18 protein-coding genes are annotated in these 17079 nt (G+C 68.1%); 16 read left to right on the top strand and 2 right to left on the bottom strand.

The genetic code is table 11. From position 1 onward, the window contains the following. The first annotated feature begins 25 nt into the window (after window positions 1–25). Window positions 26–655, top strand: a complete 630-nt coding sequence (locus AMK34_RS28360; RefSeq protein ID WP_241832884.1) for an LmbU family transcriptional regulator — start codon at window positions 26–28, stop codon at window positions 653–655. Between the two features lie 198 nt (window positions 656–853). Further along, window positions 854–1630 (top strand): SDR family NAD(P)-dependent oxidoreductase, encoded by a 777-nt coding sequence (locus tag AMK34_RS28355; RefSeq protein WP_073847397.1) that lies wholly within the window; start codon window positions 854–856, stop codon window positions 1628–1630. A 70-nt stretch (window positions 1631–1700) separates the two neighbouring features. Here AMK34_RS28355 and AMK34_RS28350 read toward each other — a convergent pair whose 3' ends face one another. Together AMK34_RS28350 and AMK34_RS28345 are read right to left on the bottom strand one after the other, a co-directional pair. Next, the gene (locus AMK34_RS28350; protein ID WP_073847396.1) at window positions 1701–3194 is read right to left on the bottom strand and encodes a DHA2 family efflux MFS transporter permease subunit; all 1494 of its coding nucleotides are present in this window, start codon (window positions 3192–3194) and stop codon (window positions 1701–1703) included. Between the two features lie 518 nt (window positions 3195–3712). Further along, complete coding sequence (locus AMK34_RS28345) at window positions 3713–4174, bottom strand: Rrf2 family transcriptional regulator (protein ID WP_228694726.1); 462 nt, start codon at window positions 4172–4174, stop codon at window positions 3713–3715. Window positions 4175–4480: 306 nt separating this feature from the next. On the opposite strand from AMK34_RS28345, the gene AMK34_RS28340 reads away from it, so the two are divergent. The 14 genes from AMK34_RS28340 (at window position 4481) to AMK34_RS28275 (ending at window position 17075) form a co-directional block, all read left to right on the top strand. Then, window positions 4481–5644 carry a 3-deoxy-7-phosphoheptulonate synthase gene (locus AMK34_RS28340; RefSeq protein WP_338020566.1) on the top strand — a complete coding sequence of 388 codons (1164 nt, stop codon included), beginning with the start codon at window positions 4481–4483 and terminating at the stop codon, window positions 5642–5644. A gap of 66 nt (window positions 5645–5710) precedes the next feature. Further along, the gene (locus AMK34_RS28335) at window positions 5711–7057 is read left to right on the top strand and encodes a salicylate synthase (protein WP_073847393.1); all 1347 of its coding nucleotides are present in this window, start codon (window positions 5711–5713) and stop codon (window positions 7055–7057) included. Continuing rightward, window positions 7054–8097 (top strand): ketoacyl-ACP synthase III family protein, encoded by a 1044-nt coding sequence (locus AMK34_RS28330; RefSeq protein WP_073847392.1) that lies wholly within the window; start codon window positions 7054–7056, stop codon window positions 8095–8097. Before AMK34_RS28335 ends, AMK34_RS28330 begins: the two co-directional genes overlap by 4 nt. 1 nt (window position 8098) lies before the next feature. Beyond that, window positions 8099–9727, top strand: a complete 1629-nt coding sequence (locus tag AMK34_RS28325; RefSeq protein WP_073847391.1) for a (2,3-dihydroxybenzoyl)adenylate synthase — start codon at window positions 8099–8101, stop codon at window positions 9725–9727. Between the two features lies 1 nt (window position 9728). Next, complete coding sequence (locus tag AMK34_RS28320; RefSeq protein ID WP_007032082.1) at window positions 9729–9986, top strand: phosphopantetheine-binding protein; 258 nt, start codon at window positions 9729–9731, stop codon at window positions 9984–9986. Next, entirely contained in the window at window positions 9983–10399 is a 417-nt protein-coding gene (locus tag AMK34_RS43290; protein WP_083650021.1) for a cupin domain-containing protein, read from the top strand. The genes AMK34_RS28320 and AMK34_RS43290 overlap by 4 nt, the downstream gene beginning before the upstream one ends. Then, the gene (locus tag AMK34_RS43285; protein WP_038519521.1) at window positions 10396–10722 is read left to right on the top strand and encodes a hypothetical protein; all 327 of its coding nucleotides are present in this window, start codon (window positions 10396–10398) and stop codon (window positions 10720–10722) included. The genes AMK34_RS43290 and AMK34_RS43285 overlap by 4 nt, the downstream gene beginning before the upstream one ends. Further along, window positions 10719–11120: a cupin domain-containing protein gene (locus AMK34_RS28305; RefSeq protein WP_073847389.1), complete on the top strand. Its 402-nt coding sequence runs from the start codon at window positions 10719–10721 to the stop codon at window positions 11118–11120. Before AMK34_RS43285 ends, AMK34_RS28305 begins: the two co-directional genes overlap by 4 nt. Further along, window positions 11113–11832, top strand: a complete 720-nt coding sequence (locus tag AMK34_RS28300) for a cupin domain-containing protein (protein ID WP_073847388.1) — start codon at window positions 11113–11115, stop codon at window positions 11830–11832. Before AMK34_RS28305 ends, AMK34_RS28300 begins: the two co-directional genes overlap by 8 nt. Continuing rightward, complete coding sequence (locus AMK34_RS28295; RefSeq protein WP_073847387.1) at window positions 11829–12215, top strand: cupin domain-containing protein; 387 nt, start codon at window positions 11829–11831, stop codon at window positions 12213–12215. Before AMK34_RS28300 ends, AMK34_RS28295 begins: the two co-directional genes overlap by 4 nt. A 19-nt stretch (window positions 12216–12234) precedes the next feature. Next, complete coding sequence (locus AMK34_RS28290; RefSeq protein WP_073847386.1) at window positions 12235–13812, top strand: GMC oxidoreductase; 1578 nt, start codon at window positions 12235–12237, stop codon at window positions 13810–13812. After that, a complete protein-coding gene (locus tag AMK34_RS28285; protein ID WP_073847385.1) occupies window positions 13781–15016 on the top strand; it encodes a DegT/DnrJ/EryC1/StrS family aminotransferase in 1236 nt (411 codons plus the stop codon). The genes AMK34_RS28290 and AMK34_RS28285 overlap by 32 nt, the downstream gene beginning before the upstream one ends. 2 nt (window positions 15017–15018) lie before the next feature. Then, window positions 15019–16533: an iron-containing alcohol dehydrogenase gene (locus AMK34_RS28280; protein ID WP_241832882.1), complete on the top strand. Its 1515-nt coding sequence runs from the start codon at window positions 15019–15021 to the stop codon at window positions 16531–16533. Next, window positions 16530–17075, top strand: coding sequence for a VOC family protein (locus tag AMK34_RS28275; RefSeq protein WP_073847383.1), 546 nt, complete (start codon window positions 16530–16532; stop codon window positions 17073–17075). Before AMK34_RS28280 ends, AMK34_RS28275 begins: the two co-directional genes overlap by 4 nt. The last annotated feature ends 4 nt before the right edge of the window (window positions 17076–17079 follow it).

Below are 17079 nucleotides of genomic sequence, written 5' to 3'. Positions count from 1 at the left end.
AATGTCCGACCCTTCAGGGGGAACTGTGCCACCAACCAACCGAGATGTTCTCGAGCCGGCGCAAGTAGAACCGAAACCGCAGGTCCGCGCCGACCAGGTGCTGATCTCGCGCCTTGGCCTGCGTATTCCGCCCAGCCTCACCTATGGCGACTGGGAACGAGCGGGACTGCAGCTTTCCCGGATCTTCGATTCATCGGCCTGGTGCCTTGGCGACTGGCTGGTCTGCGGTCAGGAGAACTACGCCGATCGCTATGTCCGGGCGATCGACGCCGCGGGCCTCGACTATCAGACCCTGCGTAACTATGCCTGGGTCACGCGCCGTTTCCAACTGGAGAGACGCCGTGAACTGCTGAGTTTCCAGCATCACGCCGAGGTCGCCGCACTCGACACCAGGGAACAGGATCATTGGCTGGACCGTGCCGAGAAAGAAAGATGGTCGCGCAACGAGCTACGCCGCAGGCTGCGGGGGATCAAAGCGAACAAGAAGACCGGCGCGGAACCGGCCTCGGTGGTGCCGAGGCTCGCCGTTGCCAGGGAACGCGTCGAGCGCTGGCGAGCCGCCGCACAACAGGCGGATGATCATCTGGAGAACTGGATGGTCCTGATACTCGACCGGGCGGCAGAGGATATATTGAGTACGAAATCGACGCGATGACGGTAAATGCCTGTCGGCGACGCGGAGACGCTCACCGAAAGGGATATTACACGTGAACGCGGTTTTCACAGAGCCCGATCGACGGCCGGAGGTTCGTCCCGCTGGCGGGACGAACCTCCGGGGCGGTCGCCTGTTCGGGCCAATGCGGGATTCGATCCAGCACGACTATTGCCGCTGAAGCGGTGGAGGACACCTCTCATGACGACGAAGAAAACACGTGTCGCTGTAGTGACCGGAGCCGGAAGGGGGATCGGCCTCGCGATCGTTCGCGCGCTGGTCGAAGACGGATACACCGTCGTCGCGGGCAGCCGCACCGTCACCGCCGGATTGAAGGAATTGACCGCGGACGCGCTCGAGGCCGATCTCGGCCATCCCGACGAGCCCGCCCGCGTCGTACGGCACGCTCTCGACCAGCATGGCGGAATCGATCTGCTGGTCAACAATGTCGCGGGCACGTCGACGCCGCCCGGCGGATTTCTCCAGCTCGACGACGAGGCGTTCCTGCACACCTTCAATGTGACGTTCATGTCGAATGTCCGTGCGACGCGGGCCGCGCTGCCGAGCCTTCTCGAGCGCCGCGGCGCGGTGATCAACATCAGTTCGGTCAACGCGAAACTGCCCCAGCCGCGGCTGGTCGCGCAATCCGCGGTCAAGGCCGCGGTGTCGAATCTCGGCAAGGCACTCGCCGAGGAGTTCGGCGGACAGGGTCTGCGGGTGAACACCATTTCACCCGGCCCGGTGTGGACCGATCTGTGGACTTCACCCGGCGGTCCCGGCGAAATGATCGCCAAACGAGCCGGTGCCACGCTGGACACCTTCAAGGATCAGCTGCCCGCCACCGTCGGCACCTCGACCGGCGAGTTCGCCGACCCGGAGGAGATCGCGGCGCTCGTGGTGTTCCTCGCCTCCGGCAAGGTGGCCAACATGAGCGGTGCGGATCTGGTGATCGACGGCGGAATGATGAAGACCGTCTGAGCCGATCGACCGAAAAGCCCCTTTCGCCGAAGCGAAAGGGGCTTTTCCGCATTCTGTGGTGTGCGGGGCTTCAACGCCCCGCGGGGGATTTCTCCGCCTGCGCCGTCGAGACTTCCGCGGCGCGGGGCCGTCCCACGAACAGCGCGGACGCCACCAACCCGATCAGCAGGACCAACGCCGGCAGGTACATGGACTGGCTGAGCGCGCTGCTCAGCTTGTGCAGCACCGTTTCGCGCAGTTGGGGTGGCAGGTCGCGCACACTGGTGCCGTCACCGGTTTCGCCGATCGGACCGGCGGGAAGTCCCTGTGCCGCGATGCGCGTCGACAGCAGCGCGCTGATGGCGGCCGAGCCGAGCGTGAATCCCATTTGGCGGGTGGTCAGGAAAACTCCGGAGCCTGCTCCCGCCTGATGCATGGACAGGTTCCGGATCGCGTTGGCCGCGAGCGGCGCCCAGACGAAGGCGTTCGCGATACCGGCGATCGCGCCGAGGACGACGAACAGCGCCAGGGACGAACCCGGCGTCATGACCCAGGTGTAGCCGAACAAGGTCCCGGCGAACAAGGCGAAACCGATGGTCGGGATCATCCGCGGCGGCAGCCGATCGGCGATCTTGCCGACGAAGGGCGCGAGCACGCCGGTGAGGATCGCCATCGGCGCGAAGACCATCGCCGACTTCGTCGGTGACAGGTCACGCACCTGCTGCAGATAGAAGTAGGCGATCACGAACAGGCCGTTCACCGCCGAGGCCATCGATGTGACGGCCACATTGGACAGTGAGAAGTTGCGGTCCTTGAACAGGCTCAGCGGGACCAGCGGTTCCCGCGTGTTGCGGGATTGGTTGACGACGAACAGGATCAGCACGGCGACCCCGGCGACGATCAGCGCCCAGATGACGAGGTCCCAGTTCCTGGCGTTGCCCTCCTGGATACCGAACACCAGCAGGAACATGCCGATCGCGGACAGCGCCATCCCGGTGATGTCGAATTTGTGCTCCCGGGTCTCCAGCGCGGGCACCAGCCAGACCGCCAGTACGAAGGCGAGGATGCCGATGGGCACGTTCACGTAGAAGATCCATTGCCAGCCCTGCCAGTCCACCAGCACGCCGCCCACGATCGGGCCGACCAGCGCCGCCAGCCCGGCCGCGCCACCCCAGAGCCCCATGGCCGCGCCGCGCTTGTCCGGTGGGAAGGTCCGGGTGATGACGGCCATGGTCTGCGGCGTCATCAGGGCCGCGCCCAGTCCCTGCACGACGCGCGCCGCGATCAGCATGTCGATACTGGTGGACGCTCCGCACCAGAGCGAGGCCCCGGTGAACACCACCAAGCCGAGCAGGTAGACGTTCTTGGGGCCGAAGCGGTCGCCGAGCCGTCCGGTGATCAGCAGCGGCACCGCGTAGGCCAGCAGGTACGCGCTGGTGGCCCAGATCGCCTGGGAGATGTCGGCGTGCAGATCCGCCATGATCGCCGGGTTGGCCACCGCGACGATGCTCATGTCCAGCAGGAGCAGGAAGAAACCGACGATGACCGCGTAGAGCGCGGGCCACGGGTTGGATTTCGAGGACATGGCTTCCGTTCTGGTCGTCTCCGCTGTACATGAAGGCCCCCTTCCTGTACCTAGGCGCAAGGAAGGGGTCCTTCATGTACTTCCGCTGGAGCCTTCAGCTCGCGCGCAGCGGCAGGAACACCGCACCGATAGGTACGAATCAGAGGGTTCGCGCTCATTGACCGTCCTTTATGGATGGACTTGACCGGCTTCTGCTGTGGTGGGCCTGATCGGCCCAGTCTCGACTGAACAACCGCGTCATCGCATGCGAAGAAAGTCCCTTCACCCCAGGTGTTCCGGCCTGCGGCGCTTCTCGTTTCCCATGACTGAACGGACGACACGCGTGATCGGGTAGACGACACGCGTGACTGAACGGACGACACGGGCGCGACCGGGTTGCACGGCGAGTCGTCCCCCTGGACACGCGTGTCGTCCATCCCGTCACGCGTGTCGTCCCGCTGATCACGCGACATCGCCACCCATGCACGCCAAGACACCCTCCCCCGAGAACCCGAGACGCCAGCCCAGGGCTCTGGACCTCAGACGCGGCCGGCGCGAAGACCTTCTTCGCGGGCGAGCTCGCGCCCCTTGGCCAGCACCTGCTGGACGAGATGGGCGATCGTCGTGCGGCCGAGCCGTTCTTCCATGGCTTGTTCGGCTTCCCGGAACTCCGCGTCGAGCAGCGCGCGCATATGGCGGCCGACATCGCACGTCGTACTGGGCGGATGGGCATGGCGGGTCAGGATCGGCCCCTGCTCGACCGCGGTGTACGCGTCGTAGAGCGTGATCTCCCCCGGCGGACGCGCCAGCGTCCAACCGCCGCCACGTCCCTCCGTCGACCGCACCAGCCCGGCGTCGCGGAGGCTGCCGAGAATGCGCCGGACCAGCACCGGATTGCTCGCCAGACTGTCCGCGATCTCCGCGGAGGTCAGCGAATCGTCCCAGCGCGCCAGCATCGTCAGCGCGTGAATGGCCGCCGCGCTCCTGCTGCTGAGAGCCACCCGTCCCCCCTTCGAAACTGCAACCAGCATAGTTCCAGTTGAGGCGGGCGTCAAACGACCGGCGACTGCCGGATTCGTCGCCGATAGCGGGCGGGCCGCATTTGTCCCGCTGGCGAGACGGCGGGGAACCGCGGATCTACTCAGGTGCCCGGTGTTCTGATAGATTCGGTGATCGAATCCGCCGCGAAAATTCAGCGGTGTCTGGCGAGTGAATTCGCCGCTCATGCCCAGCGATTAAGTAATGGTCGAACGCCGCCGATCAAGCGATCGAATTCCGGCGAACTCGGCTCATTGGGGGAGGCTCTGGTGCGGAGTGATCTACCGGTGATTTCGGCCGAATCGGCTTTGCAACAGCCGGAATGGCCCGATCACCAGCATGTGCGAATGGTGAGAGAGATACTCGCCGATCGGCCGCCGCTGGTGTACGCGGACGACGTCCACAAGCTGGGTTCTCACCTGTCGAGGGTCGCGGCAGGGGGACTCCTGGTCGTGCAGACGGGCGACTGTGCCGAGGATCCGGCGGAATGCACGCCGGGGTACGTGGCCCGCAAGATCGCCTTGCTGGACATGTTGGCCGGGGCGTTGAAGATGGCCACCGGCAAACCCGTACTGCGAGTGGGGCGGATCGCGGGCCAGTTCGCCAAGCCGCGGTCCCGGCCCGCCGAGCGGGTCGGCGGCGTCGACCTGCCCGTCTATCGCGGGCACCTGGTCAACAGCCCGGAGCCGGATCCCGTGCTTCGCAGGCCGGATCCGGAGCGCCTGCTCGAGTGCTACGACGCGGCGAACGCGGCGATGGAGTACCTGCGCCTGCGCAACGGCGAACGGCCGGAGGCGTCGGTCTGGACCAGCCACGAGGCTTTGCTGCTCGACTACGAGCTGCCGATGCTGCGCCGGACCGAGGCAGGCCGATGGCTCCTCACCTCGACGCATTGGCCATGGATCGGCAACCGCACCAACCAGCCGGACGGTGCCCACGCCGCCCTGCTGGCCACGATCGACAACCCGATCGCCTGCAAGGTGGGGCCGGATATGACGCCGGACGCGCTGGTCGCGCTCTGCGAGCGCCTCGACCCCTTCCGCGTCCCCGGCAGGCTCACCCTCATCTCCCGCATGGGCGCCGGGAAGGCGGCCGAGCGCCTGCCACCACTGGTCGCCGCGGTCCGCGAGGCCGGCCATCGGGCAGGCTGGCTCACCGATCCCATGCACGGCAACACCGTGAGCGGCCCGGACGGGCTGAAGACCCGGTTCGTGGAAACCGTCGTACGGGAGATCCTCGAATTCAGGAGTGCGGTGTCCGAAGGACGGGGAGTGGCCGCCGGGCTGCATTTGGAGACCACTCCCGACGAGGTCACCGAATGTGTCGCCGACGAGTCGATGATCGGCCATGTCGGCGACAAATACACCAGTTTCTGTGATCCGAGGCTCAACCCGAAACAGGCCATCGAAGTGGTTTCCGCCTGGCGCCGGTAGCACCAGGGCTGATTCGGATCCGTATTCCTTTCCTGTCGTCGTATCAGCAGAATCGAGGACTTTGTAATGGGCGGGACAGAGTGGGCGCACTACGTCGAGACGTCGATCGAGGTGGCGGGCGATCCGCTGGAGGTGTCGGCAAGGCTGGCCGAGGCGGGCCCGCACGGCGAATTCGTCATCTACGAGAAGGACGGGCAGTGGTCCTATGCGGGCGGAGTGCTCGCCGAGGTGACGCTCGACCGGGACGGGGCCCGGCTCGGCGGCGTGCGGACCGCGCGACTGCCCTGGAGTGATCGGCCGTTGCGTCAGGTCAAGGAACTGCTCGGGATGGTGCCCGTCCGGGGCTGGCGGGCTTACGGTGCCGCGACGTTCGAGCTGTCCTACGCCAAGGACGGCGACCTGAAGCATGTGGACGACCGGCCCCTGCTGCATCTCGTGGTGCCCAAGAGCGAGGTGCGCATCGGCTCCGGCCGGGCGTGGGTGCGCTCCACCGACCCCGACACCCTCGCCGTCCTCGTCGACCTGCTCGGCCGCCCCGCCGAAGGCCGTGAGAGCGACGCCGTTCCGCTGGACGTCAGGCAGACCGGCCGCGACGAGTACCGCGCCGCGGTCGCGGGCGCCGTGCAGGACATCGCCGACGCACGGCTGCAGAAGGTGATCCTGTCCAGGCTCGTACAGGTGGACGAGGACATCGACCTGGTCGGCACCTATGTGCTCGGCCGCCGCCGGAACACCCCGGCCCGGTCCTTCCTCATCCGGCTGGGCGGCCTGGAAGCCGCCGGGTTCAGCCCGGAGATCGTGGTCAGCGTGACCGAGGACGGCACGGTCGTCAGCCAGCCGCTGGCCGGTACCAGGGCGCTCACCGCGGATGCCGCGACCAACGACCGGCTGCGCGGGGAACTGCTGTCGGACGAGAAGGAGATCTACGAGCACGCGATCTCGGTGAAGGTCGGCAACGACGAACTGCTCACCGTCTGCGAACCGGACTCGGTGGGTGTCCGCAACCTGATGACGCTGGAAGAACGAGGCAGTGTCCAGCACATCGCCTCCCGGGTGACCGGCAAGCTCTCCGCCGGTCACGACGCTTGGGACGCCTTCTCCGCCGTCTTTCCCGCGGTGACCGCGTCCGGGGTGTCGAAAGAGGCCGCTTACGAGGCCATTCGCCGCTATGAGACCGAACGTCGCGGCCTGTACAGCGGCGCCGTGCTGACCGTGGACGAGTCAGGAGCGATGGACGCCGCGCTGGTGCTGCGGACCGTCTACCGCCAGGACGGCCGGACCTGGCTGAGGGCCGGTGCGGGCATCGTCGGCCGGTCGCAGCCGGACCGGGAGTTCGAGGAGACCTGCGAGAAGCTCGACAGCGTCGCGCGTTTCCTGGTCGCCGCCGAAATCAAGGCGGAGGTGCCCGCGTGAGGACGGAGGACGTCTACCTTTCCGGGATCGGCAGCGTCCTGCCGGACCGGGTGAGCACCGAATCCGCGGTGACGCGAGGCTGGTACGACGAGGCGGACCGCGAGGCGTCGGGGATCCTGTCGGTCACGGTCGCCGGGTCGACGCCCGCGCCGGACATGGCGGTCGAGGCCGCGAACGTGGCGATCCGGCGTTCCGGCCGGGCCGCGGACGATTTCGGTGTCCTGTTCCACAGCCACGCCCATCACCAGGGCCCGGACGCCTGGTCGCCCGCGCACTACATCCTGAACAACACCCTGGACCGGCCGATCCCGGCGATCGAGGTCAAACAGGGCTGCCTCGGCGGGCTGGCCGCGCTCGAACTCGCCGCGACCCGGTTGCTGGCCAATCCGAGCCACCCGTCCGCGCTCGTGACCGCAGCGGACAACTTCTCCATCCCGCTGGTGGACCGCTGGCGCACCTCCTCGGCGTTCGTGCTCGCCGACTCCGCCGCGGCGGTGGCCCTGTCCCGCGGCGGCGGATTCGCCCGGCTGCTGGCGATCGGTTCGGTGTCCGACGCCCGGATGGAGGCGCTCGACCGCGGCGGCGACCCGCTGTTCCCGCCGGGGGTGACCGTCGGGGAGCCGTTGGACTTCACCAAGCGGCGGGAGTACATGCGCGAGCAATGGGCGCAGGGGGTCACCCCGCCCATCGGCTACTTCGGCGACAAGATCGTCGCCGTCACCGAGTCGGTGCTCAAGGAAGCAGAGGTCACCTTCGACGAGATCGCGAGGGTCGCGCATCCCGGTTTCGGCTGGGAATCGCTGGAAACGATGTTCCTCGATCCGCTGGGGATCGACGCCGAACGCGGGATCTGGGACTACATCAGGAAAGTCGGGCACGCCGGGGTGACCGAGGTGTTCCTCGGCCTCGAACATCTGTGGACCTCCGGACAGGTCGGTCCCGGTGACCGCGTGCTCCTGGTGTCCTCGGGAGCGGGCGCCTCCATGGGCGCCGCCGTCGTCGAAATCCTCACCGCCCCTCAGCCAGCGACGGAGAACTGACGTGTTGGAAGGATGCACCCCCTGGCCCGCCGATCCGGCGCGGCGCTACCGGGAAGCCCTGCTGTGGCGGGGCGAGACACTCGGCACCCTGCTCCGGACGGCCGCCGCCGAGTACGGCGACGCCACCGCGCTGGTGCACGGCGACCGCCGGATCACCTACGCCGAACTCGACCGCTGGGCGGATCGGATGGCGGCGGGCTTCGCCAGGTACGGCATCTCCCCCGGCGACCGGGTCGTGGTCCAGCTGCCCAATGTGCCGGAGTTCGTCGCGGTGTGTTTCGCCCTGTTCCGGCTCGGCGCCAAACCGGTGTTCGCGCTGACCGCGCACCGCTCGCAGGAGATCGGGCATCTGTGCCGGATCACCGGCGCGGTGGCGTATGTGCTGCCCGGGGTGCACCGCGGGTTCGACCACCGGGTGCTGGCCAAGGAGGTCCGCTCGGGAGCACCCTCGCTCCGGCTGTTGTTCAGCCTCAGCGGCAAGGGCGGCGATGTCATCGATCTGTCCACGGTGGACGCGGAACCGGTCGAGCTCCCCGGGCAGGATCCGTCGGACGCGGCGTTCTTCCTGCTCTCCGGCGGGACGACGGCCTTGCCGAAGGTCATCCCGCGCACCCACGACGATTACGCCTACCAGATCCGCGCCACGTCCGCGGTGCTCGGGATGTCCACTTCGGACGTCTACCTCGCGGTCCTGCCGCTGGAGTTCAATTTCACCTGGGGCTGCCCCGGAGTGCTCGGCACGCTGGTCTCCGGCGGCACGGTGGTGCTCGCCGACGACCCGACGGCCGACGACTGTTTCGCCCTGATCTCACGCGAGCGGGTCACCGTGACCTCGGTGGTGCCGAGCATCGCCCAGCTGTGGCTGGAGGCGGCGGAGTGGTCCGAGGCGGACCTGTCGAGCCTGCGGGTGGTCCAGATCGGCGGTGCCAAACTGCAGCGGTCGGTCGCCGAGCGGATCACCCCGGTCCTCGGCTGCGAGCTCCAGCAGGTCTTCGGCATGGCCGAAGGACTGCTCACCCTCACCAGGCTCGGCGACGCGCCAGAGGTGTTACTGGGTACCCAGGGCAGGCCACTGTCCGAAGAGGACGAAATCCGGATCGTCGGCCCGGACGACCGCGATGTCGCCGACGGCGAGATCGGCGAACTGCTCACCCGCGGCCCCTACACCTTGCGGGGCTACTACCGCGCGCCCGAGCACAACGCGATCGCGTTCACCGAGGACGGCTTCTACCGCAGCGGGGATCTCGCCCGGCTGACCGCCGACGGTGATCTGGTCATCGAAGGCCGGATCAAGGACGTGATCATCCGGGGCGGCGACAAGATCTCCGCGGCCGAGGTGGAAGGGCACCTGCTCGGTTATCCGGGAGTGCTCCGCGCGGCGGTGGTCGGCGTGCCGGACGACCTCCTCGGGGAACGGACCTGCGCCTATCTCGTGGTGGCAGGCGAACGCCCGTCATTGCCCGACCTCAAGCGGGCCCTGCACGACTGCGGGCTGGCCGGCTACAAGCTTCCCGACCGGGTCGAGTTCGTCGACGAACTCCCGGTCACCCCCTTGGGCAAGGTCGACAAGGTGGCGCTGGTGCGGCTCGCCGAGCGATCCCGTCTGTCGGTAACGAACCGGAAAGGCTGACATGGACACCGATTCCCCGTCGAGTACGCAACCACCCGGCGAGCAGGAACTGCGCGAACTCCTGGCCCCGTTGCTGGACACCCGGCCCGAGGACGTTCCCGGCGACGCCAATCTGATCCTGCAGGGCCTGACTTCGATCGACATGATGCGGCTGGTCGGTCGCTGGCGCCGGGCGAAGGTGCCGGTCGTCTTCGAAGAGCTGGCTTCCGCTCCCACGCTGAACGGCTGGCTCGCCCACTTCGACGGACTGCGGAAATGAGCCGCGGCATGGTGGTCGCCGACCTCGACCAGGCGTCGGTGGTCCACGGCGTGCACGGCGCGGACGGCGCCTCCGAATGGAAGGCGTTCGCCCGCCGCCATGACCTGTTCGGCTCGTGGGAAGCGGTCGAATGGGCCGCGCTGCCGCCCGGCGGGATCAGCGGCGAACACGTGCACACCCGGACCGAAGAACTCTATTTCATCATCTCCGGCACGGGGACCATGCTCCTCGACGGTCAGGAGCACCCGGTGCGGGGCGGTGACCTGATCCTGAACGGCATCGGCACCCGGCACGGCCTGATCAACTCGGGCGAAGACCGGCTGACCTGGCTGGTCGTCGAAGTGGTCGGCCCGCTTATGGCCGCCGTTTATTCCGAACACCAGAAACTGACCGAAAACGGGGGAAATCGATGAGCAACGCCGTGGTGATCAATCTTCGTGAAGTACGGGAAATCGACGCGCGTGTCTTCTTGAGCGGGCCGCTCGGCCGGATCCGGCTGCCGCAGTTCGAGCCCGGCCAGCAGGAGACGCTGATCGCCGAGGACCAGGAGCACACCCTGTTCATCGTGCGCGGCAACGGAACCGCGGTGACCGGATCGACGACGGTGCCGCTGCGCGCCGGCGTCGCCCTGACCCTGCCGCTGGGCAGCAGTGTCACGGTGGAAGCGGGCGACGAAGGCCTGGAACTGTTCATCGCCAGCCTCACCACACCGCAGACCGCCGGGGCGGCACGGTGATCGTCACCAACGCCGAGGGACTGAGCCGGAGCCAGGACGGCGGCGCCTGGCGCTGTCTAGCCCGGCGCGGGATGTTGCACAGCGAATGCGAGGCCTTCGACTATCTCCGCCTGACGCCGGGCGGGACGCGGGACGGACGCGGCCGGGAAGGGGTCGACGCGGTCTGGTTCGTGCTCAGCGGTGAAGGGGAATTCAGGCCGGGTACCGAGGATTCCATCCCGCTGCACCCTGGCGACCTGGTGCTCTGGTCGGGCGGAACGCGCGGGTCGCTGCACAACCCGTCCACCGGTCACCTCGAACTGCTTTCCTTCGCGGTGCTGCCCACCGCGGTGACCGACCGGCTCCCCGCCCGGATCCCGGTGGCGCCCGCGCCGTTGACCGGAGCCGACCATGGCTGACCGGCTGACCGTCACGACGCTGGACGAGCTGTCCGAGGTCTACGAAATGCACGGCGGCGAGAAGGTCGCCCGGTGGAAATGCCTTGCCAGGCGGAACAATCTGTTCGGGGCATGGGAAGCGGTGGAGTGTTCCTTCCTGCCCGCGGGCGGGGCCAGCGGCGTGCACCTGCACAGCCGGACCGAGCAATTCGACTACGTGGTCTCCGGCAGCGGTGTGATGACGATCGACGGCGTCGACCATCCGGTCACCGCCGGCGATCTGCTCACCACCTGCCTCGGCACCCGGCACGGTATCCGCAATGTCGGTGACGAAGACCTGATCTGGCTGGTCATCGAGGTTTCCGGCCCGGGAATGGTGCCGGAGGTACCCGCACAGGACACCAGCGGCGACCGCGCCGAGGTGATCAAGCTCCGCGAGGTCCGCGATGTCGACGCGCTGGACTATCTGTCCGGGCCGCTTCGCCGGGCCCGGCTGATCGAACTCGCTCCAGGGCAGGCCGAGACCTTGGTGGCCGACGAGCAGGAGCACGTGCTTTTCACGCTCGGCGGCACCGGATCCGCGAAATCCGGGTCCACCACCGTCCCGTTGCGCTACGGGGTATCGGTCGGGGTGCCGTTCCGCGGTTCCGTCACCGTCGAGGGTGGGCCGGACGGACTGGAGTTCTTCGTGGTCAGCCTGGTCGTCCCGGCTGACGCGGGAGGTGCGGAATGATCGTCTCCGACTCCGGCGACGGACTCACCCGGACCCTCGACGGCGACGCCGGGGAAGCGGTGTGGCGGTGCCTCGGGCGCCGCGGGATGTTGTTCAGTGAATGCGAATCCTTCGATTTCGTCCGCCTCGCACCCGGCGCGGTCCTCGACGGACGTGGCCGGAGTGACATCGAAGAAGCCTGGTTCGTGCTTCGCGGCGAGGCCGAGTTCGTCGAGGACGGCCAAGACCCGCTGCGCGCCCGCGAAGGCGAACTGGTCTTCTGCGCGCACGCGTCGGCCGGTCATTGGCGGAACGTCGGCGACTCCCCGCTGGAAATGCTGTTCCTGGCGTTGATGCCCGCTTCGGTGAGCCTGCGGTTGCCGACCCGGACCCCGTCCGACTGACCAGGGAAAGGAGAGTCCCATGAGTCACCAGCGAATCGAGGTCGACGTTCTCGTCGTCGGTTCCGGGCCGGTGGGCGCGACCTTCGCGCGCACGCTCGTCGAAGGCGGACGCAGCGTCATGATGGTGGACGCCGGTCCGCAGCTCTCCAGCCGTCCTGGCGAGCACCTGAAGAACCACTTCGCCTATCAGCACAGCCACGAGCGCTTCGGCGGTCTGGTCAGCGGGCATCTGCACCCGCTGTCGGTTCCGGCCGCCGAGCCTGCCGACCCCGGCCGGTTGATCAGCCTGGACGCGGGCGTCGCCACGTATGCGGTCGGCGGGATGGCCACCCATTGGACCGGGGTGACCCCACGGCACCACCCGGCGGTCGAACTGTCCGACGCCTTCACCGCCGCCGAGTGGAACCGGCTCTACGACGACGCCGAGGCACTGCTTCGCACCGGAACCGACCTGACCGCGGACGCCGTCTCGCATCGGATCGTCCTGAACGCGCTCGCGTCGGAGTACCGCGAGCTGCCCGAGGCGTACGGGGTCCGGCATCTGCCGATGGCGGCGCGGCGCCGTGCCGACAACCCGCGGCTCGTGCGCTGGACCGGGACGGACACCGTTCTCGGCCCGCTCGCGGACGGCGGGCGGGACGATTTCGTGCTGCGCGAACAGCATCTGTGCCGCCGTCTCGTACCGTCGGCGGACGGTGGGCGGATCGAGTACGCCGAGATCGAGGACCACCGCGACTGGCGGACGCTGCGGGTCGTGGCGGAAACGTACGTCCTCGCCGGTGGCGCCGTGCTCACCCCACAGTTGTTGTACGCCTCCGGTATCCGCCCGCCGGCGCTCGGCCGCTACCTCACCGAACAGCCGGTCGCCTTCTGCCAGGTCGTGCTCGGCGACGACCTGGTCGCTCGCGTGGCGGCCGATGAGCGCTTCACCGACCGGGTCGCCGCCCACCGGGCGAGCCGTCCCGCCGATCCCCTGCCCATCCCGGTGGACGACGCCGATCCGAACGTCTGGATCCCGGTGTCGGCGGACCGTCCGTGGCACTGCCAGATCCATCGCGACCTGCCCTACGCCGATCTGGTGCCGAACCGGGAAATCGACAAGCGGCTGGTGGTCGACCTGCGCTGGTTCGGGCTCGTCGACCCGCGCCCGGAGAACCGGGTGCGGTTCTCCGACACCGAACAGGATGTCTTCGGCCTGCCGCGACCGGGCTTCGAATTCTCGCTCGGCGAACGGGATCGCGAACGGCAGCATCGGATGATGGCGGACCTCCGGCGGGCCGCGGCCGCGCTCGGGTCGTACCTGCCGGGGTCGGAACCACGGTTCATCGTTCCCACGCTTCCGTTGCACATCGCGGGAACCACCCGGATGGGCACCGACGCGGACACCAGCGTGGTCGACCCCGGTTCGCGGGTCTGGGGCGTCGAAAACCTCTATCTCGGCGGAAACGGCCTCATCCCGACCCCCAACGCGAGCAACCCGACCCTGACCAGCGTCGCGATGGCGTTGCGGGCGGCGCGCGGAATTCTCGGCACTGAACATCCATCCTCGGCGGAAAGGCGCGCAGATGAGCGGCCCGGGCTACTTGTTCCTCGGTGACGAAGAGAAGGCGTTGGTCACTCGCGCGCTGGACACCTGGCAGCTGAACAGGTACCGGTTCGACGAGGACGCCGAACCGTCCATGGTGTTCACGCTCGAACGCGAATTCGAGCAGCGGACCGGCGCCGCCCACTGCTTGGCGGTGAACAGCTGCACCTCCGCGCTGCTCACCGCGCTCGCGGCCCTGGGCGTCGGCCCCGGCGACGAGGTGATCGTCCCCGGCTACACGTTCATCGCGTCCATCGCCGCCATCGTCCACCGCGGCGCGGTCCCGGTGCTCGCCGAGATCGACGAATCGCTGACCCTCGACCCCGAAGACGTGGCGCGCCGGATCACCCCCGCGACCAAGGCCATTCTCGCGGTGCACATGCTGGGAGCGCCCGCCGCGCTGGACGAGCTGCGCCGGATCGCGGACGACCACGGCCTGTTCCTGATCGAGGACGCCGCCCAGGCCACCGGCGGACGGTACCGGGGCCGCGCACTCGGCACCGTCGGCGACGCCGGCGCCTTTTCCCTCAACCTCTTCAAGATCATCACCAGCGGTGACGGCGGGCTTCTCACGATCGCGGACGACGCCGCCTACGAACGTGCTTTCGCCTTCCACGACCACGGGTTCAAACCGATGCGCCACGGCATCGCCGACGCCGACTCGCTGTTCGGGCTGAACCTGCGGATGCACGAGCTGAGCGGCGCCGTCGCGCTCGGCCAGCTGCGCAAGATCGATCTCATCCTGGAAACCCTGCGCAAGCAGAAGACCGCGCTCGCCGAGGCGATCGGTGAGCTGCCCGGCGTCGAGCGGAGGCGGCTCAACGATCCGGACGGCGAATGCCATTCCTTCTTCGTCCTGCGGTTCGAAACCGTCGAGACGGCGCGGGCGGTGGCCGCCAAGCTCGGCACCTCCACGCTCATCGATTCCGGCCGTCACTACTACGGGAACATGCCCCAGCTGATCAGCCGTCGCATGCCCACCGCGTCGGAACATCCTTTCGGCTGCCAGGCCCATCCCACCGAGGTCCGGTACGAGCCGCACATGCTGCCGCGTACCGACGACATCCTCGGCCGGTCGATCACGCTGTCCGTCGGCGTGGTCGACGGCTATCTCGGCGCCGGATTCGGCATCACCCCGCTCTCGACGGCCGACGAGATCGAGGCCGTCGCCACCGCAGTCAAATCAGCCGTCAACGAAGTGGTCGCGAGGACGTGAACATGCAACCGGTCGAATCGAAACCGGTGGAGACGGGTTCGCCCGCCCACCACTGGCGGGTCGAGGCCCAGCTCCCCGTCGACTACGAAGTCCGGCTGACCACCGGCGTACTCGACCCGTCCAACCCGGCGTTGCTCGACGCGGGCACCCTCGTCCGCGCCGAACGGCTTCGGCGGTTCGTCGTGGTCGACGCCGAGGTCTACGCCATCTACGGCGACAACGTGCGCAAATACCTGGAACACCACAACGTCGAATACAGCCTCTGCGTCCTGCCCGTCTCGGAGGAGACCAAGACGATGGAGTCGGTGTTCACCGTGGTGAACGACCTCGACTCGTTCGGTATCTCCCGCCGGAACGAGCCGATCATCGCCATCGGTGGCGGCGTCGTGCTCGACATCGTCGGCCTGGTCGGCAGCCTGTACCGGCGCGGGACCCCGTACGTCCGGGTCCCCACTTCACTGATCGGGCTGGTCGACGCCGGCGTCGGCATCAAGACCGGCGTGAACCACGGCGACCACAAGAACCGTCTCGGCTCGTACTTCGCGCCGACGGTGGCGTTGCTGGACCGCGATTTTCTGGCCACAGTGGACGGTCGGCACATCAGCAACGGCCTCGCCGAGATCCTCAAGATCGCGCTGATCAAGGACGCGAGGTTGTTCCAGCTCCTGGAGGACCACGCCGAGTTGCTCCTCGCCGAACGGCTCACCGGCCAGACGCAGACCGGCGACCTCGTCGCCGGCGAGGTGTTCAGCCGGGCGGTGGGCGGCATGCTGGAGGAGCTGCAGCCGAACCTGTGGGAGAAGCAGCTGGAGCGGGTGGTCGACTACGGTCACTCGTTCAGTCCCACACTGGAGATGCGGGCGCTTCCCGCGTTGCTGCACGGCGAGGCCGTGACCATCGACATGGCGCTGACCACGGTGCTCGCCGAGGCCCGCGGCCTGGTGTCCACAGTGGACCGCGAGCGGATCTTCCGGCTCATGCGTCGGCTGCGCCTGCCCGTCTGGCATCCGTTGATGGAGGCCGAACTGCTGGAACACGCGCTACGGGAGACGGTCCGGCACCGGGACGGGCTGCAACGGATGCCGATCCCGGTCGGGATCGGTGCGGCCTGTTTCCTCAACGATCTCACCGCCGCCGAACTCGCCCATGCGGCGGAGAACCTTCGTACGCTGCACGAGACGGGGGCGGACGAGGTGATCGTCACCGACGTCGGCGGCCGGTCCGACGCCGACGGGAACCGCCTGATCGACCGGGGCGGGCTGAGCAGCACCTGGCAGGCGATCCATTGGGCTTCGCTGCCACCCGGCGGCCTCCGGGTGGAGGACACGCGGACCGGGACCGACAAGTTCTGTTTCGTGCTGTCGGGCGAAGGTGCGCTGCGGGTCGACGAGGTCTCGCACGACTTGCGTCCCGGCGACCTGATCGCCACCAGAGCCGGTGCGGTGCACCGTTTCGCGAATCAGGGCACGGAACACCTGAACTGGCTGATGATCGAAGTGCCCGGCGGCGTGGCATGACCCGGCGGGGCATCCCCGGGGCCACGGCGGTGCACCATGTCGCCTACACCGTCCCGGATCTGGAGCAGGCGGTCGAGTTCTTCGTCGAGGTCGTCGGCGCGGAGCTGATCTACACCGAGGGCCCGGTGCAGGACCGGGAAGGCGACTGGATGACCCGCAAACTCGCCGTGGACGCCTCAGCCGTCGCCAGGGTCGCCATGCTCCGGATGGGGCCGGTGACCAACCTGGAGCTCTTCGAGTACACCGCGCCGGATCAGCGCCGCGAGCTTCCCCGCAACAGCGACTGGGGCGGTCACCACCTGGCGATCCACGTCACGGACGTCGACGCCGCCGCGGCCTATCTGCGGACCCAACCGGGTGTCCGTGTCCTCGGCGACCCGGAAACGATCACCGACGGGCCGATCGCGGGAGACCGGTGGGTGTACTTCCTGACGCCGTGGGGGATGCAGATGGAATTGATCGACATCCCCGCGGGCGCGCCGTTCGAACAGGAGACCGCCGCGCGCCCGTACCAGTCCGACCGGCCATGGGCCAACCGCTAAGGAG

Origin of the sequence: Amycolatopsis sp. CB00013 (assembly GCF_001905755.1) — a bacterium.
GTDB classification, from domain to species: Bacteria; Actinomycetota; Actinomycetes; order Mycobacteriales; family Pseudonocardiaceae; genus Amycolatopsis; species Amycolatopsis japonica.
Note: the sequence above shows the minus strand (reverse complement) of the source record. Positions and strands in the feature narration are given on the sequence as shown.